Source organism: Cobetia sp. QF-1 (genome assembly GCF_002213105.1).
GTDB classification, from domain to species: domain Bacteria; phylum Pseudomonadota; class Gammaproteobacteria; order Pseudomonadales; family Halomonadaceae; genus Cobetia; species Cobetia crustatorum.
In genome coordinates this window covers 25,677-51,188 of record NZ_NBVS01000004.1, presented here as the reverse complement: position 1 = coordinate 51,188, position 25,512 = coordinate 25,677, and the positions used below count along the sequence as shown (strand labels likewise).

At 58.0% G+C, this 25,512-nt stretch carries 25 protein-coding genes; 2 read left to right on the top strand and 23 right to left on the bottom strand.

Features of this window, described 5'->3' with window-relative positions; genetic code table 11:
• Positions 1-31: 31 nt before the first annotated feature.
• From CFN46_RS08735 to CFN46_RS08720, 4 genes are all read right to left on the bottom strand, one after another.
• Entirely contained in the window at positions 32-871 is an 840-nt protein-coding gene (locus CFN46_RS08735) for a sulfite exporter TauE/SafE family protein (RefSeq protein ID WP_024952669.1), read from the bottom strand.
• Positions 872-1,044: 173 nt separating this feature from the next.
• Positions 1,045-2,373: a TRAP transporter large permease subunit gene (locus CFN46_RS08730; RefSeq protein ID WP_088743279.1), complete on the bottom strand. Its 1,329-nt coding sequence runs from the start codon at positions 2,371-2,373 to the stop codon at positions 1,045-1,047.
• A complete protein-coding gene (locus tag CFN46_RS08725; protein WP_024952671.1) occupies positions 2,370-2,897 on the bottom strand; it encodes a TRAP transporter small permease subunit in 528 nt (175 codons plus the stop codon). Before CFN46_RS08725 ends, CFN46_RS08730 begins: the two co-directional genes overlap by 4 nt.
• 90 nt (positions 2,898-2,987) lie before the next feature.
• Positions 2,988-4,079, bottom strand: coding sequence for a TRAP transporter substrate-binding protein (locus CFN46_RS08720; protein WP_088743278.1), 1,092 nt, complete (start codon positions 4,077-4,079; stop codon positions 2,988-2,990).
• Between the two features lie 635 nt (positions 4,080-4,714).
• Here CFN46_RS08720 and CFN46_RS08715 point away from each other — a divergent pair.
• Complete coding sequence (locus tag CFN46_RS08715) at positions 4,715-5,731, top strand: hypothetical protein (protein WP_088743277.1); 1,017 nt, start codon at positions 4,715-4,717, stop codon at positions 5,729-5,731.
• Here CFN46_RS08715 and CFN46_RS08710 read toward each other — a convergent pair.
• The 8 genes from CFN46_RS08710 to CFN46_RS08670 form a co-directional block, all read right to left on the bottom strand.
• Positions 5,700-6,152: an Lrp/AsnC family transcriptional regulator gene (locus CFN46_RS08710; protein WP_024952674.1), complete on the bottom strand. Its 453-nt coding sequence runs from the start codon at positions 6,150-6,152 to the stop codon at positions 5,700-5,702. The two genes, CFN46_RS08715 and CFN46_RS08710, sit on opposite strands and share 32 nt — an antisense overlap.
• Before the next feature lie 89 nt (positions 6,153-6,241).
• A complete protein-coding gene (locus CFN46_RS08705) occupies positions 6,242-7,660 on the bottom strand; it encodes a uracil-xanthine permease family protein (protein ID WP_024952675.1) in 1,419 nt (472 codons plus the stop codon).
• A gap of 259 nt (positions 7,661-7,919) precedes the next feature.
• A complete protein-coding gene (locus CFN46_RS08700; protein ID WP_024952676.1) occupies positions 7,920-8,231 on the bottom strand; it encodes a putative quinol monooxygenase in 312 nt (103 codons plus the stop codon).
• Positions 8,232-8,359: 128 nt separating this feature from the next.
• A complete protein-coding gene (nfsB, locus tag CFN46_RS08695; RefSeq protein WP_024952677.1) occupies positions 8,360-9,019 on the bottom strand; it encodes an oxygen-insensitive NAD(P)H nitroreductase in 660 nt (219 codons plus the stop codon).
• Positions 9,020-9,221: 202 nt separating this feature from the next.
• Positions 9,222-10,811 (bottom strand): guanine deaminase, encoded by a 1,590-nt coding sequence (gene guaD, locus CFN46_RS08685; protein ID WP_024952678.1) that lies wholly within the window; start codon positions 10,809-10,811, stop codon positions 9,222-9,224.
• Positions 10,808-11,797 carry a xanthine dehydrogenase accessory protein XdhC gene (xdhC, locus tag CFN46_RS08680; RefSeq protein WP_088743275.1) on the bottom strand — a complete coding sequence of 330 codons (990 nt, stop codon included), beginning with the start codon at positions 11,795-11,797 and terminating at the stop codon, positions 10,808-10,810. Before xdhC ends, guaD begins: the two co-directional genes overlap by 4 nt.
• Positions 11,794-14,268, bottom strand: coding sequence for a xanthine dehydrogenase molybdopterin binding subunit (gene xdhB, locus CFN46_RS08675; RefSeq protein ID WP_088743274.1), 2,475 nt, complete (start codon positions 14,266-14,268; stop codon positions 11,794-11,796). The genes xdhC and xdhB overlap by 4 nt, the downstream gene beginning before the upstream one ends.
• Complete coding sequence (locus CFN46_RS08670) at positions 14,246-15,805, bottom strand: xanthine dehydrogenase small subunit (RefSeq protein ID WP_088743273.1); 1,560 nt, start codon at positions 15,803-15,805, stop codon at positions 14,246-14,248. Before CFN46_RS08670 ends, xdhB begins: the two co-directional genes overlap by 23 nt.
• Before the next feature lie 314 nt (positions 15,806-16,119).
• On the opposite strand from CFN46_RS08670, the gene CFN46_RS08665 reads away from it, so the two are divergent.
• Positions 16,120-16,803: a TetR family transcriptional regulator C-terminal domain-containing protein gene (locus CFN46_RS08665; protein WP_024952682.1), complete on the top strand. Its 684-nt coding sequence runs from the start codon at positions 16,120-16,122 to the stop codon at positions 16,801-16,803.
• 92 nt (positions 16,804-16,895) lie between these two features.
• Here CFN46_RS08665 and CFN46_RS08660 read toward each other — a convergent pair whose 3' ends face one another.
• From CFN46_RS08660 to CFN46_RS08605, 11 genes are all read right to left on the bottom strand, one after another.
• Positions 16,896-17,471 carry a hypothetical protein gene (locus CFN46_RS08660; protein ID WP_024952683.1) on the bottom strand — a complete coding sequence of 192 codons (576 nt, stop codon included), beginning with the start codon at positions 17,469-17,471 and terminating at the stop codon, positions 16,896-16,898.
• Positions 17,468-17,824, bottom strand: a complete 357-nt coding sequence (locus CFN46_RS08655; RefSeq protein ID WP_024952684.1) for a hypothetical protein — start codon at positions 17,822-17,824, stop codon at positions 17,468-17,470. Before CFN46_RS08655 ends, CFN46_RS08660 begins: the two co-directional genes overlap by 4 nt.
• Positions 17,825-18,568: 744 nt before the next feature.
• Positions 18,569-18,931, bottom strand: coding sequence for a hypothetical protein (locus CFN46_RS08645; RefSeq protein ID WP_141103648.1), 363 nt, complete (start codon positions 18,929-18,931; stop codon positions 18,569-18,571).
• A gap of 84 nt (positions 18,932-19,015) precedes the next feature.
• Positions 19,016-19,630, bottom strand: a complete 615-nt coding sequence (locus CFN46_RS08640) for a TerD family protein (RefSeq protein ID WP_024952687.1) — start codon at positions 19,628-19,630, stop codon at positions 19,016-19,018.
• A 77-nt stretch (positions 19,631-19,707) separates the two neighbouring features.
• Positions 19,708-20,439 (bottom strand): hypothetical protein, encoded by a 732-nt coding sequence (locus CFN46_RS08635; RefSeq protein WP_024952688.1) that lies wholly within the window; start codon positions 20,437-20,439, stop codon positions 19,708-19,710.
• Between the two features lie 17 nt (positions 20,440-20,456).
• The gene (locus CFN46_RS08630; protein WP_088743270.1) at positions 20,457-21,332 is read right to left on the bottom strand and encodes an aldolase/citrate lyase family protein; all 876 of its coding nucleotides are present in this window, start codon (positions 21,330-21,332) and stop codon (positions 20,457-20,459) included.
• Positions 21,329-22,483 (bottom strand): cysteine protease StiP family protein, encoded by a 1,155-nt coding sequence (locus tag CFN46_RS08625; protein ID WP_088743269.1) that lies wholly within the window; start codon positions 22,481-22,483, stop codon positions 21,329-21,331. Before CFN46_RS08625 ends, CFN46_RS08630 begins: the two co-directional genes overlap by 4 nt.
• Entirely contained in the window at positions 22,480-23,235 is a 756-nt protein-coding gene (locus CFN46_RS08620; protein WP_088743268.1) for a hypothetical protein, read from the bottom strand. The genes CFN46_RS08625 and CFN46_RS08620 overlap by 4 nt, the downstream gene beginning before the upstream one ends.
• Positions 23,235-24,431, bottom strand: a complete 1,197-nt coding sequence (locus tag CFN46_RS08615; RefSeq protein ID WP_088743267.1) for a phosphoribosyltransferase domain-containing protein — start codon at positions 24,429-24,431, stop codon at positions 23,235-23,237. Before CFN46_RS08615 ends, CFN46_RS08620 begins: the two co-directional genes overlap by 1 nt.
• Positions 24,428-24,856, bottom strand: a complete 429-nt coding sequence (locus CFN46_RS08610; protein ID WP_024952693.1) for a hypothetical protein — start codon at positions 24,854-24,856, stop codon at positions 24,428-24,430. The genes CFN46_RS08615 and CFN46_RS08610 overlap by 4 nt, the downstream gene beginning before the upstream one ends.
• A gap of 56 nt (positions 24,857-24,912) precedes the next feature.
• Positions 24,913-25,491 carry a TerD family protein gene (locus CFN46_RS08605; protein ID WP_024952694.1) on the bottom strand — a complete coding sequence of 193 codons (579 nt, stop codon included), beginning with the start codon at positions 25,489-25,491 and terminating at the stop codon, positions 24,913-24,915.
• Between the last annotated feature and the right edge of the window lie 21 nt (positions 25,492-25,512).

Below are 25,512 nucleotides of genomic sequence, written 5' to 3'. Positions count from 1 at the left end.
TGATGTCTCAAGTGATCAATACGGCCGCAGATCAGCTACCGGTGAAGAGGTCATAGAACATGCGCAGCGCAGTGAAGAGCAGGAAGATGGCGAAGATCTTCTTGAGTTTCGAGGCATCCATCGAGTGGGCAAGCCTTGCGCCCACTGGTGCACAGAGCATGGTCGCGGGAACGATGGCCGCAAATCCAAGCAGATTGACGTAACCGATGGAACCCGGCAGAAGATTGGGCTCACCCAGCCCGCTGAGCAGGAAGCTCACGGTGCCCGGCAGACTGATGACCAAGCCGAGCGCCGCACCGGTACCGACCGCAAGATGCATCGGCGTGCCCAGGGTGCTCAAGGTCGGCACGCTCAAGGTGCCACCGCCAATTCCCATCAGCGTCGAGACACCGCCGATGAAGGTCCCCAGCACGCCGCTGCCCAGCGGTCCCGGCAAGCCTTTGCCCAGTACCTTGGATTGACGACGGAACATGTTAAGGGCGACCAGCAAGGCGATGGTGGCAAACAGCCCCATCAGGACGGCACCGCTGAAAAGACTGGACAGCAGGCCACCGATGATGACACCGAGGATGACGCCGGGCAGTAGCCGCTTGAGAATCGAGGGATCAAGACTGCCCTTGGCGTAGTGCGCCCTGGCCGACATGATCGAGGTGGGAATGATGGTGGCCAGCGAGGTGCCGACGGCCTGATGCATGCGCACGGCTTCATCGACACCCAACAGGCTGAACAGATGGAAGAGGACGGGGACGATGACGATACCGCCGCCGACCCCCAACAACCCTGCCATCACGCCGGCAATCATGCCGGTGACGATGAGTGCGACGATCAATCCGATGATCCAATGCAGCGGATAGGCTGAGAACAGTTCCATGGCGTTTCCTTGTGAGACGCATCACCGTACCGAGTGCCGGCATGGAGGATGATGCGCTTTGGCGACTCCTCGCAAGTGAGGAGAGTAGATGTCATCCGGTTGTGCATGATATTAGACAACCACGATGAGTGTCCCCCCTCTTCAGGTATCGCGGGGGACAGGCGATGGCTTTCCTACCAGCCGATAGCCTCGGGCAGCCAGGTGGCAAGTCCGGGGAAGCAGAACAGCAGTACCACTGCCATGGCTTGCAGACCTACGAAGGGCAGTACGCCCAGATACAGATGACGCGTGGTGACTTCGGGTGGCGCGACGCCTTTGAGGAAGAACAGCGCCCAACCAAAGGGCGGCGTCAGGAATGACATCTGCAGGTTCATTGCCACCAGTACGCCTAGCCATACCATGTCAGTGCCATAGCCGATGAAGATCGGCAGGAACATCGGCAACGCAATGTAGCTGATCTCGATCCACTCGAGGAAGAAACCAAGCACGAACAGCACCACCATCAAGAAGATGAGCGCGCCCAGTTCGCCACCCGGCAGCAGGTTGAACAGATCGTGCACCATGTTTTCGCCGCCGAGCCCTCGGAAGGCCAACGAGAAGGGCTGGGCGCACAGCAGAATGAAATACACCATCGCAGTGATGGTCAGGGTCGAATGCAGGCACGCCTTGAGCATCGTGATATCCAGACGCCGTGCCAGCAACGCGATCAACAGGCTACCCAGTGCACCCATCGAGGCGGCTTCCGTGGGGGCGGCAACGCCACCCAGGATTGAGCCAAGTACGGCGAACACCAGCATCAGCGGCGGAATCACGCTGCGCGCGAGATCGCGCAGCAATTCCTTCATGCCGCCGGCCGCCTCGCGTTCCGCCTTCGGGATGGCAGGCACGAGTTCCGGCTTCCACCAGCCAAGCACCAGCAGATAGACGATATAGATGATGGCAATCGCAAGGCCAGGGATGAAGGCCGCAGCGAACAGGGTACCGACGGATTCGCCGAGAATTTCTGACAGCAGAATCAGTACCAGGCTCGGTGGAATGATCTGCCCGAGGGTGCCGGACGCACAGATGGTGGCCGAGGCCACCCCCGGGTGATACCCGCGACGCAGCAGTGTCGGCAGTGTCAGCATGCCCACGGTGACGACGGTCGCACCGACGATACCGGTGGATGCACCCATCAGCACACCAACCAGAATGATCGCGATACCCATGCCGCCATTCACGCCGCCCATTGCGCGGCCGATGGTCTCCAACATGTCTTCCGCGACGCGCGATTTCTCCAGCATCACACCCATGAAGACAAACAAGGGTATCGCCAACAGGGTGTAATTGGTGACCACGCCATAAAGACGTGATGGCATCAGGCTGAAGAGCAAGGGGCCGAAGCCTGCAAGCCCTGCCACGAAACCTGCCACGGCCAGAGAAATCGCGACCGGAATCCCGATCAGCATCAAAACAAGGAAGCCCCCGATCATGCCCAGTGCGATCCATTCATTGGGGCTCATGAGCGCACCTCGTGGCCTTCAGAGGGTTTGGTAGGCGCCATCAGCCCCATCAAGGCACGTAGACAGTCCGCGACGCCTTGTATGGCGAGTGCCGCGAAGCCCAACGGAATGAACGCCTTGAGAAGATAGCGATAGGGCAGTCCGCCGGGATCCGGTGAACCTTCCATCAGCTGCCAGGATTGTTCGGTGTATGCCAGGCCCAGCCAGGCAATGGCAGCGCCAATGGCGATGGTCATCACTGCTCCCAACAGATCCACGAGGCAGCGGCCCTTGGCGGAAAAACGATCATAGAAGACATCGACGCGTACGTCGGCGCGATGCTTGAGGGCATAGGAAATGCCCAGCAACGCGATGGGGGAAATCAGGTGCCACTCCAATTCCTGGAGAGGAACGGGGCTGATGCTGAAGAAGTAACGCAACAGCACGTTACTTGCGACCAGCAGCACGAGCGCCAGCAGCGAGTAGCGGGCGACGATGCCCAGCCGCTCGATGATGGCTTCGAGGAAATTGATGATACGCAGCATGGCAATCCTCACAGGCGCCACGGCGGGACAGGCCGTGGCGCAGACAGGGCGAAGTGATGAACCGCAGGAACAGCAGTCAATACGGCGTTTTTAGAGCGCCAGGAAGGTCTTCTCGCTGATGGCAGCCCATGCCTTGTGTTGCTCACGGAATGCCATGAAGGATTCATGTACGCGGGCGGTATCCGGGTCAGCCGCTGCCATGTCGGTCAGTGTCTTCTCGGTCACTTCCTTGAGGCGGGCAACGACGTCATCAGGCAATGGCTGCGCGATGACACCTTCATTCTCGACGAGATCCGTCAGTGCCTCGGCGTTCACCGATTCACACCAGGCCTGACTTTCGACATTGCACGCGGCCGCAGCAGCCTTGACGATGGCTTGCAGGTCTTCCGGCAGGCTTTCCCAGGCGGACTTGTTGATCATCAGCTCGGTGACATTGGTCGGCTCGTGCCAGCCAGTGGTGTAGTAGTACTTGGCGGCTTTCTGAAGCCCCAGACGACGGTCTTGATAAGGGCCGACGAATTCGGCAGCGTCGATGACGCCACGCTCCAGCGCCGGGAATATCTCGCCGCCCGGCAGCAGACGTACGGCAACGCCAAGCTCGGCGTAGACCTTGCCGGCCAGACCCGGGATACGCATTTTCAGGCCTTTAAAGTCTTCGACCGTATTGATGGGCTTGCGGAACCAGCCGGTCATCTGCACGCCGGTATTGCCCATTGGGAAGGCGATCAGTCCTTTGGGGGCGTAAAGCTCGTGCCATAGCTCAAGGCCGCCACCGTGATATAGCCAGGCGTTCATGCCCTGAGTATTCATGCCGAAGGGCACGGTGGTGAAGTACTGCGCTGCAGGAATCTTGCCCGCCCAGAAATAGGCGTTGCCGGCATTCATTTCCACCACCCCGCTGGCGACAGCATTGAAACCTTCAAGCGCGGGGATCAATTCACCGGCGGCAAAGTGCTGGATCTTCATGCGTCCGCCAGACATTTCCTCGACCTTGCGGCAGAAGTCGGTCGGACTTCCGGGGCCTTCCACATAGAAAGGGGAGCCTGGTCCGTAAGCGTTGGTCATCTTCCAGTGATAGGTCTTCTTGGTATCGGCGCGCACGATGGCGGGTGCGGCCATGACCAGGCCAGCGGTAGAGGTGGCCAGTGCGGCACCGAGAAACTTGCGACGATCGAATGTCATGGGGAGATCTCCTGCGGACGGATGACCGGTAGTGCCCTTGGCGTCCCTCCACCGGCGGGGTGCGAGGTCACAAGGGAGTGCCTGAACGGCGCGCTGACATCATGGCCAGCGATCTTGTTGTAGAGGTATTGCCGGCAGCAGAGAGGCGAGTGGATATCATTTGTCATCTTGAGGGCTTTCATTCGTCACGCTGCTACGTCCTAGACATTGCAAAGCGTGTGCCATCTCAAGTAATTATGGTAAAATTGTTTATATTCAATCGGTTATAATAGTTTTATGTGGCGGAAAACTAATTTATTACGACCTCAATGCGTCATTGATTGCACTGAACGGCGCGCAGTGTTGCGTAATTGTCGTCTTTCATGACTGACAAACGGCGCATTTTTCGCGCATAGCGTGCATTTGTGCGTGATAGATGTGCCATTGATAGTCATCTGTCTTTCGGATGTGGGGCGGTGATGTACAAATGTCATGTGTGGCACGAGATGGTGCAGGTGCTTCCTGATAGTGCAATGTAATGAGGTAAAGAGAGGAGAAATAAGGTTGGTGAGATCAGCGCTGACGAGAACAGACACTGGTGCGACAGCCTTGAACGGTAATGGCATCATGCGCCTTTGCACTGACGGAGCCTGTCCATGTCCTCGCACGATCCTGACGCGTCATCCTTTCGCCCGTCTGCTCCTGCCACCTCGGCTGTGGCGCACGCCCAAGACAGCCAGTCGCAGACGAGCTTCACCACTAGGTCAGCCCCGCGAGCGCGCACACCGATGATCGCTCGCGGGCTGTTGGTCGTGGTGTTATTCGTCATGGCAGGGCTTGCCTGGTGGGAGACACCGCAGCGCTGGGCGCTTGAGTTTCTTGATGAAACACTGGGGCAGGCTTTCAGTGCCTTTGCGATCGCCAAGGGGTTGAACGCCACCATCTCAGTGCTGCAGTCATCGACGATTGATCTTCAGGTCTTCCAGGTGTCGCCCGGAGAAGCACTGGACCCCGCCAATGACATGATCGAACGCTTTTCGTGGGTGATGTTCGCTGCGACAGGATCACTTGCGCTTCAGAAATTGCTGCTGGGTATTTCCGGCTCACTGATTATCAAGGCAGTAGCAAGCATCACCTGTGGACTGGCGGGGTTGATGGTGCTGATGGGGCTCATGCGTGGCGCTGATGACGGCCGTGGCATGGGTAATGATGAAGGCCTCAGTCCGATGACGTCACTGTTGACGGCAGGCCTGTTGCGGTTGGCATTGCTGGGGATTGTGCTGCGATTTGCGGTGCTCAGCGTGGCATTGGCCAGTGGTGCGGCAGGCCAGGCGTTTCTCGACGACAGCCGTGATACCCAGATGGCGCAGCTCAGCATCACGCAGCAACAGCTGGCAGAGGCGGCGGACCAACAGGTTGGCGGTGACCACGAAGAGCGCAGTTGGTGGCAACAGTTCAAGGGCAGCATGGAAGGTTGGGCTGGTGGCCCGATCTCCACTGTGACGCAAGGTTTTGATGCGATGACTGACAAGGTGATTGATCTCACCATGTTGTTCATCACCCAGACGGTGCTGTTTCCGCTCGGATTCCTGTGGCTTGGACTGCGCGTGGTGCACGGTCTTGGTCGTCTGCAGGGCGTGCCTAGAGGCGTGCGCCGCCTCGGCGATGTTTGACGCGCGTCATCAGTGACTTGCAGTCGACCGAGAGAATTTCGTCGCGGTTGAAGATGCGTTCGCGCACGAAGGTATCAAAGGCATCGTAGCTGTCGGTGAGGGTATGGATGTGCAGACTCTTGAGGTCGCTCATGATGTAGAGGCTGACGACCTCAACGCAGCCGGATAGCTCCTCGGCAATGTGCTCGATGGCACTGGGTGCGACGGTCAGGTCCACGAAGGTCGAGATGCCCTTGCCCAGCTTGTCGGGATTGATGACGGCAGTGAACTGTTCGATCACGCCGCTTTCGACCAACGCCTGAACGCGGGTACGGGCATGGGCGCGTGAGATGCCGAGCTTGCGGGCGATGTCGGCATACGACATGCGGCCGTCCTTGATCAGCAGATTGAGCAGCTCACTGTCGGTGCGATTGAGGTGCATGGTGATATCTCGGTAGGGCATCGGGCACTGATGCTTTTATCGACACTGATGCCCGATGACCCGGTGATTAGAGGCTTGGATATGAGTGTTTAAGCATGTTCCTGATCGGCCTTGATGGTATCAGGCACCTCGCCGGAATATGACGTGGCAGGCAGCGTCTCGCTGTCATCGATCTGCGGCAGCAGCAGTTCGGCGATGATGGCAGTCAGGCCCCCCATGGTGATCGGCGAACGCAGTGCATCAGAGTAAGCGTGCGGCAGGGCAGACAGCACTTCTGGCACCATGCCGACACCCAAGCCCAGCCCGAGTGACAGTGCAATGATCATCATCTCGCGACGGCCAATGGTCTGTGCCATCAGGATACGAATGCCGGAGACGGCAATCAGCGCGAACATCAAGGTGGTGGTCGCGCCGAGCACTGGGCGTGGCATCTGTGTCAGCAGGGTGGCGATAAAGGGTGACAGGCCAAGCAGCAGCAGGAAGCCCGCCACATAGCGGCCGACATGACGACTGGCGATGCCAGTGAGCTGAATCACGCCGGTGTTCTGGCTGAAGGTAGTATTTGGGAAGGTACCGGCCAGCGCTGCTAGCGCTGAGTTGAGGCCATCGGCGAGCACGCCACCGCGTAGACGCTTCTGGTGCACATCATCATTGACTGGTAGTCCCGAGGCGCGCGCGCTACCGGTGAGGTCACCCACCGTCTCAATGGCCGTGATCATGAAGATGAACGCGACCGGCAAGAAGGCGGGCAACGAGAAGTCAAAGCCAGAGCTCAGCGTGGCCGGCATCGGTAGGGCGATCAGTGCTGCATCGGCCAACTGCGGGGCATCGTAGAGTCCAGCGATGGCAGCGATGGTGCAGCCTACTGCCATGCCGAGGAAAATCGAGGCGATTCTGAGCCACGGATAGCGCGAGACCTGACAGCTCAGTACCGTGATCAGCACACAGCCTGCCAGTGCAAGATTGACCGGTGCACCGAAGTCTTCTGCACCGAAGCCACCACCGATATCGGTCATGCCGACTTCGATCAGGCTCAGGCCGATCAGCATGACTACGACTCCCGTCACGACTGGTGTGATGACTCGCTTGAGCCACGGCAAGATAGTGCCGAGCACCATCTCGATCAGACTCCCAGCTAGGCAGGTACCAAATAATATCGCGAGCACCTGCTCATCCGTGGCGCCTTGGGCGCGGGCAATCAGGCCGGCGGTAATGAGGGCGGCGACAAAGCTGAAGCTAGTGCCCTGAATGCTCAACAGGCCCGAACCGAACGGGCCGACGCGCTGGGATTGAATCCAGGTCGCGATACCGGACATCACCAGAGCCATCGACAACAGGCTGGCAGTATAGGCGCCAAGGGACAGGGCGCTGGTAATGATCAGCGTGGGCGCAATGATGCCGGCCAGGCTGGCGAGTAGGTGCTGAGCACCCGCGAGTGCCGACAGTGGAGCGGACGGTTGCTCTTCCAAACCAATGAGTGGCGTGTCGAGTTGGCTGGGAGTGGCCATGGAAACGTTCCTTGTCCGCAGGTGCGGTATGACGAAGAGGGCGGAAGGCACTGAGCAGCCATCGTAGGGTCAGCAATTATAAGCAAGAAGCACACCATGTTCAGGTGATTTCTCTGTTTGATGGGTGTTTGGAGTGAGGGCCGATGGCGACAACAAAAAACGCCAGACCCGTTGGAGCGGATCTGGCGTTTTCAGCGCAAGCTGATGATGCATCTCTGGCCGTAAAAGCCTCAGTCGCGAATGTCCTGGTGCTGAATGTTCAGTCGAGTTTGTTGAGTCGCTGAATCTTCAAGCCAATCTCGCCTTCTGCAAAGGCACCCAGGAAGGCCTGGAAATGTTCAGATGCGACATGCACGTCGAGTGCTTCTTCATCCCACCATTCTTCCAGTACGACGAAGTCGCCTTCCGGTACGGGCTCACCTTCCGCGACATTCTTGTCGACCGCAAAGCACTCGTACTGCAGACAGCCCTGATCGGCCTGGCTCTTCTCGATCAGTTCGACAAGTACTTCTTGGGCCTTGTCTTGCTGGTCGGCGGGGAAGGTCAGGGTAGCGATAAGTTTGAGGGACATGACGGAAATCCTGTCGTGAGCGAGTGTGAGGGAAAAGGTGTCACGTTCGCGAAGAGGGTGCAATGCGCTGCTGACTTATCGGGTATCAAAGCAAAGAACTTGATCAGCAACGCGACGCCAGGTACGTCTTACAGGCGAGTGAACAACTCGTCTGCGGGTAAACGTGATTTCGGCAGGCCGGCATTGAAGTCGTCGTCGGTGCGATAGCCGAGACTGATGGCGACCAAGGCATTGAAGCCTTTGTCACGCAGGCCGAATTCGGCGTCCAGCCCGACCGGATCGATACCTTCAAGCGGCACTGCATCGATGCCCATACTGGAGGCAGCGTACAAGAGGCTACCGGCATTCAGATAAACCTGCTTGTCCATCCAGTGCTGCATGTCCTTGTACTCGTGACGATGCAGATCAATGAACAGGCGACGCGCGCCATCCATCATGTCGCTGAACTGGTCACCCAGAGTGAAGCGACCATCGGTGGCTTCGCTTTCCAATACATGATCCAGGTACTGGTCGTCGAGAGTGCTGCGGGTGCAGAACAGAACGACGTGAGAGCCATTGAGGATCTTGGGCGTGTTGAAGTCGTACTTCTCACGAGTGCCAGCACGAGCGAAACGCTCCTTGGCCTCTTCAGATTCCAGTACCAGGAAATGCCACGGCTGGGAGTTGACGCTGGACGCGCTGAAGCGCAATACCTGCTCAAGCTCATTCCAGTCTTCGGCGCTGATCTTGCGGGCCGGATCGAAGTTCTTGGTGGAGTAACGCTGCTGCATGATAGCGGTGGGAGTCATGATGACGCTCCTTGAATTCTCAGGGGCAGGTGCCTTGCGTAGTAATGCTGGACTGCCTGCGACCTTGGTAGAGGATGGCGCCATCATAATGGGTATACTTTGCGTTGAATATCCTCGCCTCGCGCACCTTTATGGTGAATTTTCGGCATCAATGGCGAGGTTTATCATCTTTTGTCAGTGAGTTGTCATTATCGTGATGCGCTTATGGCATTAATGCTGTGACAGGAGATTCAGATGAAGGAGGTGTCGACGTAACTCCTGTTGTCTCGTGCTCTGCCATCAATATGCCGCTGTATTTCCGACAACGCCCCGCCACATGCACCTCGCGAATGGCTCGGTCATCGCCCAGCATCATCAGCGCAAACAGTATCTCTTCCAGTGCGACCTGATCCGCTTGTCCCCAGCGTGTACGGCGTGCCAACAGCGGCGTAGCCGTAGGTTCGAGCACAATGACATCCGCCTCCATGCCCGGACGCAGATTGCCGATACTATCCTCGAGACGCATGGCGCGCGCATTGCCCAGCGTCAGCTGATAGAAGCCCTGCCATGGAGTCAGTGGCTGATTGGCACGCGCCGCCAGTCCGTCGGCATCATGTGCGACGGCACCGTGCAGCTGGCCGACCTGATAGGCTGCCTTGAGGCTCTCCAGCTGGCATAGGCTTGAGCCGCCGCCCACATCGGTGGCAATGCTGATGTTCATACCGAGCCTGCGTGCACTGTCACGATCAAACAGACCGCTGCCCAAAAATAGATTGGACGTCGGGCAGAAGGCGATGCTGGCACCACGTTCGGCAATCCGCGCACGCATGGCGTCATCAAGATGAATGCCGTGGGCAAAGGTGGTGCGCTCATGACTGAGCCCGACCTCTTCATACACCGCCAGATAGTCACGGCTATCGGGAAACAGCTCCGCGACCCATTTGAGCTCATCGAGATTCTCGGCCAGGTGCGTCTGCAGGTGAAGGTCCGGCTGGCTCTTGAGCAGCTCACCGGCGGCCTTCAATTGCGCTGGTGTTGAGGTGGGGGCAAAGCGCGGTGTCAGCACATAGCCGAGACGATCACGGCCATGCCAATCGGCGATCAGGCGTTCATCATCCTTGAGGGCCGCCGGGCCTTTATCGAGCAGTGAGGCGGGTGCATTGCGGTCCATCATCACGCGTCCGGCGTGCAGGCGCATGCCGCGTGTACGCGCTGCCGAGAACAGGGCATCAGCACTGCCAGCGTGCGATGTGGCAAATACCTGTGCGCTGGTGGAGCCGTGACGCAGCAACTCATCGAGGAACACGTCAGCAACCTCTGCGGCATATGCGGAGTCCACGAAGCGTTGCTCAGCGGGGAAAGTGTAAGTGTTCAGCCAGTCGATCAGGCAGTGACCGTAGCTTGCGATGATATCCAACTGCGGAAAGTGGACATGGGTGTCGATGAATCCCGGCATCATCAGGCCGCTGACCTTGCGCGGCGGACTCAGACACACCAGCTCGGCACAGGGGGTCGGTGTGACTGTCCTGTCAGAGGCTAACGCCTGATAGTTGCCGACGGCCACGACGTGTCCGGCATGCATCACCAGCAGTGCGTCCGGATAGTACTCGATGGCGGCGCGCTCGTTGGCCGACATGTCACTTTCCATGCACTCACCAGGGTCATTCACGAAGTGCAGCAAGGCACCCCGCAGTAGGCTGACATTCTCAGCACCTGTTGCGGCATCCCTTAGCGCCTGAGTCAGTCGGCCAGCGTCGAGATGATAGGCGGCTTGCTCGTGACGGGGGTGTTCATGGGAGGGGCGGTCATTCATGAGGCAGTCCTGTCGGTCGTCGAGTCTGATGTGACAGCGGATGAGGACTGCCGATAATCCGGTGCGGTAAAGTGCGTTCGCAGCTGGCGGGCCTCTTTACGTGATAGGCCGCACTGATCAAGTGTCGACGCTGCTGCGGGGTCAGCCCGTGAGCTTTCGCTGATGCTGGCGTGACGGAGGGCCTCCAGCTGCAATAGTTCGGCGACCACACCAATCGCAATTTCCTCGGGGCGCTTGCCAGGAATGCCGGGCACACCGATCGGGCAGCGAATGCGTGCCAGCTCATTGGCGGCAAGGTGTGCGCGCAGGCGCTGATGAAAGCGTGCCCACTTGCTGCTGGAACCGATCAGCCCCAGCGAAGCGAGGTCGCTACGTACCGCTAGCGCGGCCACCAGCGCTTGATCTTCAACGTGATCGTGCGTCAGCACCAGCACATGGCTGTCAGCTGCTACCGGTAGCGGATGCACGGCATCGTCACGCATTAGAATATTGAAGGTGGAACAGTGCAAATGAGGCTCGCAGCCACGGGGTCTGTGCGCTGAGGCTAGCTGCTGTTCACGCGAATCCAGCCAGTCAATTTGCCAGCCCAGCGGCGCGAGCAGGGCGACGATGGCTTGCCCCACATGGCCCGCACCAAAAAGTGCCAGCCGTGGTGCCACGGCTGGGAAGACTTCGATCAGCACCTGTACATGGCCGCCACAGCACTGTTGAGCATGTGCACCGAGCGCGACCTCTTCAAGGTGACAGCCGCTATGACCTGCGCTGAGCAGCGCGCGCGCACGTATCGCCACCAGCTGTTCGAGACGCCCGCCGCCGAGGCTATCGTGTAGTGCCGCTGGTGTAATCAACATTTTGGTGCCGGCGCCGCGCGGTGCTGAGCCTGCCACGGTGACGACCGTGGCCAATGCATGCGGTGCCAATGCGGCCTGCGCTTGCTCCAACGCCTGATACCAACGCAGAGCGGTTGATGGAGGGCTGTGCGTCATGGTGTCACCTGATGCGGTTGCACGTGTGGTGGCTGACTCTGTGAGGTCTGATCATGCAAGGATTGCTCACTCAGCCATTCATTCAGCCATTCACGCTGCACGCTGGCGGCCAGCATTACGCGTTCTGGTGTGGCAGGCGTATCGAGGCGTACTGCGTGGCGGTAATCGCTGATCGAAGCGAGTGCATCACGTAGTGCTGCCCAGACACTCATTGCTAGCATGAGAGGAGGCTCACCGACGGCCTTGGAGCGGTAGATGCTGGCCGATGAGTTGGGATGGCCTTCCAGTAACTGTACTCTGAGCGCCCCTGCTGGTACGTCACTGATCGCGGGGATCTTGTAAGTGGCAGGGCCATCAGTGAGCAGGCGGCCATCTTCGTTCCACTTGAGTTCCTCGCTGGTCAGCCAGCCCATGCCTTGCACGAAGCCACCTTCGATCTGACCGATATCGATGGCCGGGTTCAGCGAGTCACCGACATCATGCAGGATGTCAGCGCCTTCGAGACGGTATTCACCGCTCAGAGTGTCCACGACGACTTCGCAGAGTGCTGCACCGAAGGCGTAGTAGTAGAAAGGATGGCCAGTACCGCGCTCACGGTCGTAATGAATATCGGGCGTGGCGTAGAAGCCTTTCTCGGATAGCGAGATGCGCTCGATATAGGCTGCCTGTACCAGCTCACCCCATGTCATCAGTACGCTGCCGGCGCTCAGGAGTTCCCCCGCCTCTAGTGTCAGGCTTGTACGAGGTTGCGCAAGGTGCTCGGCGGCGAAGTCCAACAGTCGTGCCTTGAGACGCAGGCAGGCATCGCGCGTCGCCATGCCGTTGAGGTCCGCGCCGGAACTTGCTGCGGTGGGTGAGGTATTGGGGACCTTGTCGGTACGGGTCGCCGTGATGCGGACCTTGTCCACCGAGAGGCCCAGTTCGCGCGCCGCGACCTGGATCATCTTGGTGTGTAGTCCTTGGCCCATCTCGGTACCGCCGTGGTTCACCTGTACGCTGCCGTCAGTATAGATATGCACCAGCGCGCCGGCCTGGTTGAGATGCTTGGCGGTAAACGAGATGCCGAACTTGACCGGTGTCAGTGCGAGTCCTTTCTTGACCACTGGGCTTTTTGCATTGAAAGCGCGAATCTCGGCGCGTCGCTGCCAGTAATGCCCCTCTTCCTCGAGCTGCTCGATCAACGTTGCCAGCAGTGGATGCTGATTGACGTGCTGGCCATAGTGTGTGGTGTCACGGCCTTCGCAGTAGAGGTTTCGTTTGCGAATCTCGAGCGGGTCACGTCCTAGCTGGCGTGCGATATTCTCCATCGCTGCCTCTACTGCCAGCATCCCTTGTGGGCCACCAAAGCCACGAAAGGCAGTATTCGATGCCACGTTGGTACGGGCGCGAATACCACGCACATAGGCGTTGCCCAGGAAATAGGCATTGTCGGCATGGAACATGGCGCGATCGACAATGGCATCTGACAGGTCCGGCGAGTGCCCACAGTCACCAGTGAGCGTGATGATGGCCGTTTCGACGCGCCCACTGTCATCAACGCCGAATTGGTAGCGATGGTGGAAGGGGTGGCGCTTGCCGGTCAGATGCATGTCATCGCCACGCGGCAAGCGCAGCCGAGCGGCGCGGCCGGTATGGCGAGCAATCATCGCGGCCAGACACGCGACCGGCGCGGCCTGGGTTTCCTTGCCACCGAAGCCGCCGCCCATGCGACGTGTCTCGACCGTCACCGCATGGAAAGGGACGCCCAGCACTTCGGCAATCAGTTTTTGAACTTCACTAGGGTGCTGGCTTGAGCTGTGCACCAGTATTTCATCGTCTTCGCCAGGCAGTGCAAGTGCAGCCTGACTTTCCAGATAGAAATGCTCCTGCCCGCCACTCTCAAGCTCGCCTTCCACCTGCCAGGCGGATTTTCCGAGTGCTTTCGTTACGCTCTCCAGATCAGCCGGACGGCCATTGCTCAAGCGCGCCTGGGTATGGGTGGGACGTACCAGATCCCCTTGCTGGGCGGCAACGCGTGGATCCAGTGTGATGGGTAATGGCGTGACACTCATCTTGGCCAGACGGGCAGCCTGTCGCGCGGCGCGCTCACTGTCAGCGGCGACCACGAAGAGCGCCTGTCCGTAGTGACTGATGACATTGCTGACCAATAGCGGGTCGCCGGGGAAGACGGGGCCGACATCTTGATGGCCTGGAATATCGGTAGCGCTGAGCACACAGACCACGCCGGGCGCGGCCCGCACGGCATTCAGATCGAGCGTGTCGAGCGTGCCGTGAGCCACCTCACTCATGCCGATCGCCAGATGCAGCGCGCCTTTGGGCAGCGGCAGGTCATCGACGTAACGCGCTGTACCGCTGACATGACGCTCGGCACTTTCGTGTTTCTGAGCATGTCGCTGGCCCGTGGGGCTGTCCTTCGCCGTGCGCTCGAGAGCGTGGGCGTGATCGGAATCAAGACTGTGCAAGGTACGCATCGAGGCTCTCCGGCGGCTGAGATGAAGAGGTGTTGGCAGTATGATGGGTGGCCGAGTGTGCTGCTTGCTCATTGAGAATCCGCTGAGCCACGCGGGGAATCAAATGACTGGCGGCCTTGAGGCGATATTCACGTGAGCCGCGTACATCTGACAATGGTGAGAAATCGGCACCAGTAGCCTGCTCTATCATGCCTAGTGTCTGGCGGTTGAGTGTGGCCGGCGTGAGAGATTCGAGAGGTATCTCATCGAGCAGCGCTTCCAGGTGGAAAGCGCGCGCGGGAATACTAGCCATGCCGCCGAAGGCGATTCGCCAATGTTGTGCCCCTCCATCAGCATCACGGCGCCAGGCGAAGACCCCCAGCAAGGTAGAGATATCATCGTCGCGACGTTTGGATAGCTTATAGGCAGCCAGTCGTTGACTCTTGACTGGACGCGGCAGGAAAACCGAGTGGATGATCTCGTCGGGCATCAGCTGAGTGCGCTTGTAGTCGAGGAAGAAGTCTTCGAGCTTGAGAATGCGTTCACCGCGCTGATTCATCAGCTGAACATAGGCTTCAAGGGCGATCAGTAGCGGTGGCATGTCACCAATGGGTGAGGCATTGCCGATGTTGCCGCCGAGTGTGCCGCGATTACGGATTTGCTCACTGCCCAAGCGATTGAGGAGGTCCGCTGCCTCCGGATAGTGTTCACGCAATAATGGCATCAGTTGGCGATAGGTGACCGCCGCACCCAGCCACCAGCCGGATTGGCCAGCATGCTCACCCTCATCGATACGGCACAGCTCTGTTACCTGAGTCACGTCGAGGAGTGCGGGAAAGTCGCGCAGGCGCTGGGTGTGCTCCAGCATCAGGTCCGTCCCTCCGGCAATCAGTGGCATATCAGGCTGTGCGGTGCGTAATGCCAGTAGTGCGGCCAATGTACGGGGACGATGATAGTGGCTGTCGATGGTTGGTGTAACGATGGTCTCTGGCACTGACGCCAGCAGTAACGATGAGTGGGCAGATAGGTTGACAGTGCCAAACTCACCTGCCAGTAGTCGGTGGGCAGCCTCGCGAATGGGACGATAGCCGGTACAGCGGCAGAGATTTCCGCCGAGTGCGTGGTCTATCAACGTATCACGCTGGCGGTCATCAAAGACGTTGCCCTGGCTCACATGCTGCTGGTGACTGGCATGCAGTACGGCCAGACTGATGGCGATACCTGGCGTGCAAAACCCGCACTGGCTGGCATGCGTGGCGACCAGCGCCTGCTGTACGGGAGACAGTGCAGGTGTCTTGCTATCAGGCGATGCTAATCCCTCTACGGTGATCAGCTCGCAGCCCTCCAGTTGGTGCGCTGGCATCAAGCAGGCATTGGCGGTAGTGAGAGATTGGCCCGGTGTCTGCAACGCTATCGTGCAAGCACCGCAATCGCCAGAAGCGCAGCCCTCCTTGGTGCCATCATGCCCCAGTGAATCGCGCAGTACCTCCAGCACGGTGGTGCCTGGGGGGGGCGAGGGCAGACGACACGCGCGGCCATTCAAGGTGAAGTCGATCATGCGGGCATCCTGTCAGGTCGTATTGTCATTGTGGTGCCTTGTACTCAAGGACGCGCGCATGCGGCGACGATGGCCAGCATTGAGCATTTACGGCGTCTAATCATCAGTTTACCCCTGCCATTCTGTATTTCCAGCTACAATCTGACCAACTGGTCAGCCCTTGATGTGTTATTTTTGTCTCCGACAAGGCGTATGGGGGAACCCAGCTCGCCGTCACGCGAGTATTTTTCCAAGAGTGTCTCTCAATTCTGATTGCCGAGAGTGCTGTTGCGAGTGTGTTCGTAAGATTATTTCCGACCTGATGAGTGATGCCGATGCCCGCGGATCCCCCTTCTTCTCTGTATGCTGAAGTCCGACGTTCTCGTAGTGCGGAATTTAGCGCGGCTCCTGCCAGCTCTCCCCGTGAGCAGGCGGAGAGTCGTATTCTTGAAGCTGCCGAGTGTGTGTTCGCCTGCCATGGCTATCGTGGCAGCACCTTGAAGCAGATTGCGGATGTCGCAGAGCTGCCCAAGGCGAATTTGCTGTATTACTTTGGTTCCAAGGAAAAACTCTATGTGCATTTGCTTGAGCAGACGCTGACACGTTGGAATGCATCGCTTGAAGATATTTCGCCCGAGGATGAGCCGCGAGATGTGTTGGAGGCGCTGGTACGTACCAAGTTGAAATTGGCGCGTCAGGCCCCGCAGGCGTCACGGTTATTTGCGGCAGAGGTCATCAGTGGCGCGCCTTTTCTGCGCGAATATCTCAGCGGCGCGCTGCGTGACTGGGTGCAGGTGCGCTGTGACGTGATGAAGGCTTGGATGGTCGCGGGCAAGCTGCGCGAGGCTGAGCCGATGTGGGTGATCTATCTGATCTGGTCTACTACGCAGCACTACGCTGATTTTGCAGCACAGATCGATTATCTCGGCGGAGCCCCGCAGACCGATGAAGACTGGGAGCGATTGGCAGACTTCGTCTCCAGTACCTTGTGTGATGGGTTATGTCCGCGTCAGGCATGACTTTCTGAATGCTCCTGCGACTAACGACAATGCCCGCCCCGAAAATCGAGGCGGGCATTGTCGTTGCTGAACGTCGCTGCATGATGCAAATGTCAGCTGGCCAATTCCAGCGCCGCGAGAGGGGGCCCGCTCAGCTGAGCGCCGGCGAGTTGAAGGGGCTCGCAATGTTGATGCATCTGCCAGCAATCACGTGCCTCTGTCGCGAGATAAATCAGGGCGGTATCTGCCCTCAACCATAGACGGGTCAGGTCCCGTTGATGACGGGCGCGATTGGCAAGCGGCAGGGCATCCGCGGTGATTACCACCACTGGTGCCTTGAGTAGCCAACGTGGCGCATGACTTGGCCAGCTATGATGAACGGCATCTAGCCACGGGGCCTGAGGATGCGCGGGGGAGGCTTGCCAGCGCCAACCGCGACCGATCTCCATGATGCCGCGTGTTGTCCAGATCAGGCTGCGGCGAGGGAGTTGTCGCTCAAGGCTTGTCAGCAACACATTATCGCTATCGGTCAGCGGTTGGATCGCCCCATTTGCAAGACTCAGGTTCTCTCCAGTGTACTGCCCGCTGATCAGCTTGAGCTGTACGCGCACGTCTGGAGTACCCACTGTCAGGCTATTTTCCAGTGGGATGTGCATGCCGCATTCCATGCCAATGGTATAGATGCTCATGCCAGCATACCGCGGCGCGTGATTGCTTGATGGCGATGTAATGTTTCCCAGTCAGCCTGCACTCTATGATTGATTTCGGGATGGAATACTGCCTGTTGCTGGGCGACAAGAGATGCGCTGGTCTCACTGGAATTGCGTGTATCGTGCACTGGAAGTTCAGGCAATGTTCGCGTGCGATGCGGTGGAGCCTGGTAGCCCATGGCCATCATGTCGAGCAGTTGATGAGACGATGTCTGTGGCGCCTCGACTGTCATGTTCGCTTGCTGAGATAACCGCGTGAATTTCTGCGTGGTGACCTTGGCAGTCATGGCCCGGCAGGTATCGAAAAGAGTTGTCATCGGAGTGGTGGCCATGAGAAAGCTCCTTGCTCATCGCGAGCGCTTTATCGGGAATATTGCAGCCAGGATGTGAGTGACTGCCCGGGATAGGTAAAGCGCATAGCATGCCGAGAGAGATAGCCATGTAAGTAAAACAGCGGCTTGAGGGCGATGTTCCCTCCGGCAGGACACAAAATGACGGATATGTTGACGGTTGATGTGCGCGAACATCGGTCTTCGATGCACTGTCGGCGGACAGCCGGCCTAGCGATTGCACTGTCATGAGGCATGTCGGAGCCAAAGACATTGTCATCACACTTTTGTCATCAATAGAGGCAAGAGATACCTATTGCAGTACTGCCTGATTGAGGGGCGTAGCGAGATACGGCCTGTCGCCGATATCGTGGGTGTGCTGGATGCGTTAGGGGAGCGAGGAATAGGGTGTCATCATCATGATATGAAGCAGAATAATGGCATATCGACATGGGCGAAGGGTACGTCGTATATCATGACTAGCAATGTAATAATGGTGATATAAATAATTTAATATAATGTCATGGAAGAGACTGTGTAGAGATTAAATATATAGCGGGGAGTTTTAATAGTAGTGTTGATTAATATATAAATGTGATGAGAATTACTAAGCACAATCACTGTCAATATTGCATATGCCTCGTTTCAGTGTCGCTTGTTTCTATACAGATATAAAGATGGTGTGTGTCGAGGGCATGTCTCGTGGCGTACGTAGACCTGGGACAGCTGGCCCCAGGACGTTACTCTTCATGGCTCACCGAGGCTGGCTCGGGCGCTACTGGTACTGTAGAGCTGCTCCAGGTGCTCCAGTTTCTCCTCGGTCAGCCCGAGTTGTTGCACATATCGCCACAGAGGAAGTCCGCGCACCCTGGCGCGCTGTTCTAACGCTTCCTTGGTAGCCTGATCGATATTGGTTCGTGCCAGATGGTGACGTGACTTGTAGCGATGTGACCTTACATTGTCACGTGCACGTCGCCACTCATCATCGCTGGCCCATGTATCTGCCCATGCAATCAGGCTCTGGGCATCACGGATCTTGATCAGTTCGGCCCGGGGTTGAATCTTGCTCTCACAAGCAGCCTGCCCCAGAAAATACCGAACATATAACACGACCTCATCCTGAGGGGGCGCAGTCTTGTTCATAAGCGAGAGGGCCGGCGTTAGCGGCCGACCCATCCTCCCGAGGCATGATGATTACGCGCTGATGTAGTCCTGAGCAAACGAAGCCAGCGTTGTTTTCAGGTCGCGAGCTTCGACGGCGACACCGATGGAGCGGAATTTCCACTCGGCACCGTGACGATAGACACTGCCCAGAATCATGCTGACGCGGCCAGAGAAGGACGCGTCATTGGCCACGTCGAATGTTGCAAAGACTTCACCCTGACCGGCACGGCCGTTGTGGATGCGCGCACTAGCGAAAGGAATCTCGCCAAAGTTCTGCTGGCTAAAGGAATTCAAGACCAGTGCTAGTTGAGTGACGTTGCTGGGCACCTTGTTGAGATTGATCTGAATGACCTCGTTATCCTGCCCGTCATCGCCACCGGTATCACCGACACGGTCATCACCGCTGTGCTTGATGGAAGAACACTTGGACGTGAGCTGGCCAAAATAAATGATGTCGATGATCTTGCCGCTGTCATCGAACATGCCGATGGAAGCATCCAGATCGACGGCTTGATGTTTCACACCGCCAAACAGTTTCTTTTTCTCGATGGCGCCCCAGTTTACACCGATTTCGATGTAATCCAGCTTGGAACCATCATCCTTGGCGAGACTGATGCGCTGACCTTTGGACAGATTGATAGCCATTGTTATGTGCTTCCTTGTTGCGCGCCGGAGCCCCGGCAGAGAGTGGGAGTGGGCCATTGTTGGATGGCCCGAATACGTCAGCTGAACAGTTTGCCGAAGAGGCCTTTCTTGGTGGCCTGCTGCGGAACATTGGCAAAGTGGCGCTCAATGCGTTTCTTGGCGTTGTACTTGGCAGCGTAATTAGCCTGAGCGCCCTTGAACACGGCAGGGCCGGAGATATCGACGTCGATGGAGGTACCGTGCCATGCCAGCCAGGCGGTTTCTTCCTGGCCGGGACGTGATGTCTTGCCTGACGGCGCAAGGATGACTTCATCCTCAGTCACGATGGCATAGCCGATGATGTAGGTGTACACGCCATCGACATTGGCATCGGCGTTCTGGGTGAAGTCGTAATCGCAGACCACCTCCTGGCTGCCAAAACTCATTTTCATGCGCGGCTTCAGCGTGGCGACAGCGACCGCACCATTGGCGACAGCGGAGTAGACGCTGAAGCACAGTGCCACCGGACCGCCCATGCGCTTGGCGATGTCACGGGCAACCGTAATCTGCTCTTCACCAGGCATTTCGGTACTGGCACCTTGAACGTCACCGTGATGACGCGCGTACGGCACATCATCAAGACTGCAAGGGTAGGCACCATCGATCAGGTACATCTGCTCGTCTGGCATCAGAATCGAACAGCGTAGATCCAGATCGTCATTATCCTTGTCATCGCCGTTGTCGACCCACTGCGCGCGAACCAATAAATCACTGCTGCCTTTGGTCAGGTCGATAGTGGCGGTCTGGTCCGGCTTGTTGAGGTTGATCATGTGGTTCTCTCCTTGATTCACGAGGTCGCGTTGACGTTCAAGCTGGAGATGCGGCGTGCCCAGGTGGCATGACAGGTTTGTTCCATCATCTGTCCATCGTGCCGGAATACGGCAGTATCTGAGTGGAGCAAAGCGTCTGCCTGCGCCTTCTGGCGTGACAGCGCATGAGTGAAATGCGCTTCGACGACATCAATCTGGCTCGGATGAATACAGGTCTTGGCATAGAAGCCCCACGCGATGTCCTGTGTGATCTCACGAGATAGCGTGTCCGTTTCATCGATCAAGTCACAAACAGGTGCCGCTAGCTCATAGCCTGCAGGCCGGAAGGTGGTGATGATGCGTTCCAGCGTGCCGCGCAATGGCGTGTCATAGATGGTCTGCCCGGATTGACGTTTGAGACCGATAGCCCCCAGCAGATCATTTGCCCCGATACGCAAGGCAATCACGGGATTGGACAGTGCTTGAATGGCCTCCAGCAGCGCATCTGTGGTGGAGTCTCGAAACAGAGCGAGCGTCTCAAGCGTTGGCATGATGGCAAGCGTTGGTGCCATTTCAAGCACGACCTGCCACGCCGGTGCCGTCTCAGCATCGAATTTCGGTACGACCACGCCATCGATGCGTGCCATTGCCTCGGGCGATGCAATTATCTGTTGCAGCACAAGGGGAGAGCGCGGGCGCACGAAGCGCAGGAAGGGCACGTCCAGCGGTGCGGTCTTGAGTGCTTTGATCAGTCGCCGAACGGCCCACGTCACTTCACTGTCGATGACGGCATCTTCAGTGCAGATGATCAGTGACCGTGCCGTGTGGCAGCCTTCATTCAGGATGCTGTCCAGTGATTTATGCGTGGCTGGCACGTACAGCGAGGCGCCCAGATGCCCATAAAGTTCATTCATTGGGTGGCCTCGTCGCGTCGTCCATCACGCTCCAGTGCCTTGATCAGTGCACAGGCATGAAACGGCATGTCGCCGTTCACGATCACCGGAACCTCTTTCTCTTCAGCCAGCAGCAGCAGGTGCTCAACATCGGGATGTTCACGGTCGCGCACCATGAGCAGCGCAGGTACGCGGCGGAGCATGACGCGAGTCGCCTCGGCGATCCCCGGCTTGATGTGATTGATGTCCTCAACCGCATAGTCCTTGCGAATCTGACTCAGCATTTCGCGCATCAATGCCTGTTGACGCAGGCGGTCGTCATCCCGGGTGACGACATCACGGATAGCCACGCTATCGCCCAGGTGAGCCGCGACGCGCTCGATGAAAGCCTGCGACTGATCGTGCTCGGCCAGCTCGCCATAGATGACACAACCATGGAAGGCACCTTGTGGCACCTGATCATTCAAGACCGAGCGCGACACCAGTCCCGACACGGTAGCATTCAAGATGCCGGAAGGAATGGCGTAATCTTCATAGGTAGCGGCGTAATCTGCAGTGCCGCCGATATCGGAGATGACGGCCAGGCGCACGGGGACTTCGGATTGCTGGCGACTACGGCGCGCTGCGTTGTAGTGATTGAGGTCGCGCTTCAGTTCGCCGGTAATGACGCCTTTGGCGGTCCAGGCATCCACGAATACGATGCGGCTCGGTGAAACACCGACGTCATCGAGCAGATAGTCCAGTGCCGCACGGTCGATACCGCGATCCCGAATGATAGACACGCTGTAATGTGCAGCAGTCTGCTCTTCATGATCGACCAGTGCCCGGCGCAGGAGTGCGCCGACCGGTGTGCCGGCACGTACCAGGCTTATCAATACCAGTGGCGCTTCACTGCGACCGTATTCCAGCAGTAACTGGCGTGCCAGCTGGCGAACTTCTCTCGCCAGTCGCGGTGCGTAGCGCGTACATAGGGTATCGAAGAGCGTCAGATACTCAGCGCTTGGCGCGGGCTCACGGTGAATCATTTCGCTGTAGTGTGCTTCACCCGACTGAATACGGCGCTCCTTCTCCTCGATACTGAGAAACTGACCCTCAATCGGGGTCAACAGGAAGCGGCAATCGTCTGGCTGATAAGAGCCATGAAGCGGCGCCGTCGCGACCATCGTGGTCATTGGGCATGTCCCTTGAGTTGGTGCCAGATCTGGCTGCGTGTCGGGATGACGGTCATGTCACTGGCGGCCATGAATTTCAGGTCGGAGAGACTGTCACCCAGTGCGATCACGGTGTCCTCGGGCTGACGGTTGAGCACCTGTTCCAGCAGATAGTCACAGGTGGCAGCCTTGCAGGTATATGCCGGACGCAGTGCAGCATTGCGGCGATTCATATGAAGCGTGAGGTCATGTGCAGCCGCGACGTCATGTAACGCCTGATGGAGTCCGTGAGGCAGGGATTCCGGTGCCTTGATTGACAGATAGACGGGGACTTCGAGATCACTCAGCTCACGCAGTGACAGGACCACGCCCGGGAATTGATATTCGAGGATTTCTGTCAGTGCGCGGCGCGCTTGAGTAATGTTGGCCTGAGCGGCAGCTTGTTGCGGAGCCAAATGTTCCTGCCATGCCGGTAGCAACTGCCCATTGTGCAGGAGAAGTGCGCCGTGACTGACCACTGCATAGTCGGCCTTGAAAGTGAGATTCACGCGATCAAGGGCATAACTGGTACGGCCTGTCACTGGCACGATAATGTCAGCCTGCTCGCTGAATAACGACCATATACGCTGTTGCTGTGGCGTCTGGTACGACAGTGGCTGTCCATCGCCATCCACGGCCGCCATGTGCGCGCGCGTTGCGCCGTCCGGGAGAGAGCGCTCACTGGCGAACAGGGTGTCATCGAGATCGGTCAGCAGAATCAGTCGCCCTGTCATCACACCGTCTCCGTAGGGAGGTGGGCGGTATCAGCCTGCTGAGGCTGCGCGAGATGAGCATCTTCCAGTGCAACCGAATAGCGAGGCGCCTCGACGCCCTCGAACGCCATCGGATGGCGCGTCGCATCGGCATTGTAGAGAAAGTGGCGTTTCTCTGGCTGCCCCAGTGCAGGTATCTCAAGGTGGCTTGCGATGCCATCACCAATGGCAATGGGGGAGCGGGTCGAACTTTGGAAGCGCACGTCATGCCCAGCGTGGGACATGGCGAGTGCCAGACGAAAGGGCGCATCCAGGAATTCGCCCATGCCATAGATCACGACAGGGCCCGTGGTGGCGGGGTCGCCACATTGTTCCAGTCGTGTCTGCAGTGCCTCAGGGAGTGGGTCGGCGTCGTGATTCATGCGCTTGCCGAACAGGCCATCTTGCTCAAGCGGCATGGTCGAGGTTGATCGATGCTCGCGTATCAGCACATCACAGAAATCGGTATCGACATCGGCCGGCAGTACAGCGTGGTATCCGGGGTCTGGCGTGAAGGTGAAGGTACCTGCCATCAGTTGAACAAAGTGAACCTCGAGATGCCCCGGCAGTGCTTCCAACAGGCGCGCGCGTGCGTCGTCTGTCAGCCAGCTGACCAGCGAGACGATGTGCAGGCGAGTGATGTTTGCCAACACTTCCTGACCGACCAGCTCACTCGCCAACTGTGCCAGCGTGAGGCCGGTCGAGATTTCATCGTCGACCAACACCAGATCAGTCGCCTTTGCGACATTGGCTGCTGCTTCTTGGCTCAGGTGGGCCATGTGCATGGTGTCGGCATGCGAGTGGGCCTCGCGGATGCGCAACCATGGCTTGGGTACGAGAAAGCGGGTGGTGTGCTGGTAGATGCAGTCACAGTGGAGGCGACCAAGATGGCGTGCAACGCCAGCGCCGAGTCCTACGGCTGTTTCTGCCATGCCGACGACATAGGCGCTGTCACCGGCCAGCGTTATCTTCTGGGCTAACTCGGCATGGACTTGGTCCATCTTGCGCGGATCGACAGGAACATGTTTGCCAAGAACGCGCGAGACGAATAGATAGCCGCGGCGGGGATTGAGGCGAGAAGCAAAGGTGAGCAGCTCATCGAGCCGTTCAGTACCCTCGGTCAGTGTAAGATCCAGTCGACCGGCGGTAATGTGCTGTGTGAGGGTCTGAGCTGTCATGCGGCAGGCTTCCTGTTGAGGCGGAGACTCTGGAAAGACCGCTTGATCAACTGAGTCAGTACGTAGACGCACCAGCCAGAGAGGCTCAGTACAGCCACCAGACTGAGTTGATATTCAGGCGTTATCGGACCAAACAATCTTTCCAGAATCATCCAGAGGGGCATTGCCAGCAGTGAGGGGATAACGAGTACATGCCAGAGCATTTCTACGCGACTGAGGCGTACACGATATCGACTAAGTGCGAGAGCCCATGGGCGATAGAGAAAAGTCACTGCGATGGTGATAGATCCCAGCGTAATGGGGACCAGGCACCACAACGGCTGCTGCTGGAATCCAAGCCAAAAGCTGCTCCAGGTAATGACAAGCCAGAAAGCGCCTTCTACTGCACCGATGAAATCGGCACGCAGTTTTGAACGTGTAGACATTGAGACTCCGAGATAGGGGCGGGGGCCGTAGCCCCCGCCATCAGTACAGCCAGCGCTTAACTTGCGCTCAGACCATACTTGCCTGCCAGTCCGGCCAGGCCATTGGAGAAGCCTTGACCAATGGCTTTGAATTTCCATTCACCGTTGTGACGATACACTTCACAGAAGATCATCGAGTTCTCGACGGAGTAGTCTTCAGACAGATCGTAACGAACGACTTCCTGGCTGGACTCGAGATTGACGATGCGCGCGAACGCGTTTTCGATACCACCGAAGTTCTGGCCGCGTGACTCGGCTTCGTGGATGGTCACGGTCACTGCCAGTTTTTCGACATCGGCCGGCACTTTCTCCAGATCGACGATGATGACTTCGTCGTCGCCATCACCTTCGCCGGTGAGGTTGTCACCGGTATGCTCAACAGAACCATCGGTGGACTTCAGATTGCCGTAAAAGATGAAGTCCTTGTCCTGGCGGCACTTGCCTTCGCTGTTGAGCAGGAAAACACTGGCATCCAGGTCGAATTCGGCGCCGGTAGTGACGCGATTGTCCCAGCCCAGACCGATATGAATTTTGCGAATCCCCGGCGATTCCTTGCTCAGGGAGATATTGCTGCCTTTGGAAAGAGAAATAGCCATCGCTGTGAACGTCCTGTCGCT

Excerpts from the sequence above, each read along its gene's own strand:
- CFN46_RS08620 (WP_088743268.1), bottom strand. The coding sequence starts at position 23,235 with ATGACAGGGCGACTGATTCTGCTGACCGATCTCGATGACACCCTGTTC.
- CFN46_RS08655 (WP_024952684.1), bottom strand. The coding sequence starts at position 17,824 with ATGGCCACCACTCCGATGACAACTCTTTTCGATACCTGCCGGGCCATG.
- CFN46_RS08660 (WP_024952683.1), bottom strand. The coding sequence starts at position 17,471 with ATGAGCATCTATACCATTGGCATGGAATGCGGCATGCACATCCCACTG.
- CFN46_RS08735 (WP_024952669.1), bottom strand. The coding sequence starts at position 871 with ATGGAACTGTTCTCAGCCTATCCGCTGCATTGGATCATCGGATTGATC.
- CFN46_RS08705 (WP_024952675.1), bottom strand. The coding sequence starts at position 7,660 with ATGGCCACTCCCAGCCAACTCGACACGCCACTCATTGGTTTGGAAGAG.
- CFN46_RS08720 (WP_088743278.1), bottom strand. The coding sequence starts at position 4,079 with ATGACATTCGATCGTCGCAAGTTTCTCGGTGCCGCACTGGCCACCTCT.
- CFN46_RS08670 (WP_088743273.1), bottom strand. The coding sequence starts at position 15,805 with ATGATCGACTTCACCTTGAATGGCCGCGCGTGTCGTCTGCCCTCGCCC.
- CFN46_RS08615 (WP_088743267.1), bottom strand. The coding sequence starts at position 24,431 with ATGACAGCTCAGACCCTCACACAGCACATTACCGCCGGTCGACTGGAT.
- CFN46_RS08610 (WP_024952693.1), bottom strand. The coding sequence starts at position 24,856 with ATGTCTACACGTTCAAAACTGCGTGCCGATTTCATCGGTGCAGTAGAA.
- xdhB (WP_088743274.1), bottom strand. The coding sequence starts at position 14,268 with ATGCGTACCTTGCACAGTCTTGATTCCGATCACGCCCACGCTCTCGAG.
- CFN46_RS08725 (WP_024952671.1), bottom strand. The coding sequence starts at position 2,897 with ATGCTGCGTATCATCAATTTCCTCGAAGCCATCATCGAGCGGCTGGGC.
- CFN46_RS08730 (WP_088743279.1), bottom strand. The coding sequence starts at position 2,373 with ATGAGCCCCAATGAATGGATCGCACTGGGCATGATCGGGGGCTTCCTT.
- xdhC (WP_088743275.1), bottom strand. The coding sequence starts at position 11,797 with ATGACGCACAGCCCTCCATCAACCGCTCTGCGTTGGTATCAGGCGTTG.
- CFN46_RS08665 (WP_024952682.1), top strand. The coding sequence starts at position 16,120 with ATGCCCGCGGATCCCCCTTCTTCTCTGTATGCTGAAGTCCGACGTTCT.
- CFN46_RS08630 (WP_088743270.1), bottom strand. The coding sequence starts at position 21,332 with ATGAATGAACTTTATGGGCATCTGGGCGCCTCGCTGTACGTGCCAGCC.
- nfsB (WP_024952677.1), bottom strand. The coding sequence starts at position 9,019 with ATGACTCCCACCGCTATCATGCAGCAGCGTTACTCCACCAAGAACTTC.
- CFN46_RS08605 (WP_024952694.1), bottom strand. The coding sequence starts at position 25,491 with ATGGCTATTTCTCTTTCCAAAGGCAGCAATATCTCCCTGAGCAAGGAA.
- CFN46_RS08625 (WP_088743269.1), bottom strand. The coding sequence starts at position 22,483 with ATGACCACGATGGTCGCGACGGCGCCGCTTCATGGCTCTTATCAGCCA.
- CFN46_RS08635 (WP_024952688.1), bottom strand. The coding sequence starts at position 20,439 with ATGATCAACCTCAACAAGCCGGACCAGACCGCCACTATCGACCTGACC.
- CFN46_RS08700 (WP_024952676.1), bottom strand. The coding sequence starts at position 8,231 with ATGTCCCTCAAACTTATCGCTACCCTGACCTTCCCCGCCGACCAGCAA.
- guaD (WP_024952678.1), bottom strand. The coding sequence starts at position 10,811 with ATGAATGACCGCCCCTCCCATGAACACCCCCGTCACGAGCAAGCCGCC.
- CFN46_RS08640 (WP_024952687.1), bottom strand. The coding sequence starts at position 19,630 with ATGGCTATCAATCTGTCCAAAGGTCAGCGCATCAGTCTCGCCAAGGAT.
- CFN46_RS08715 (WP_088743277.1), top strand. The coding sequence starts at position 4,715 with ATGTCCTCGCACGATCCTGACGCGTCATCCTTTCGCCCGTCTGCTCCT.
- CFN46_RS08710 (WP_024952674.1), bottom strand. The coding sequence starts at position 6,152 with ATGCACCTCAATCGCACCGACAGTGAGCTGCTCAATCTGCTGATCAAG.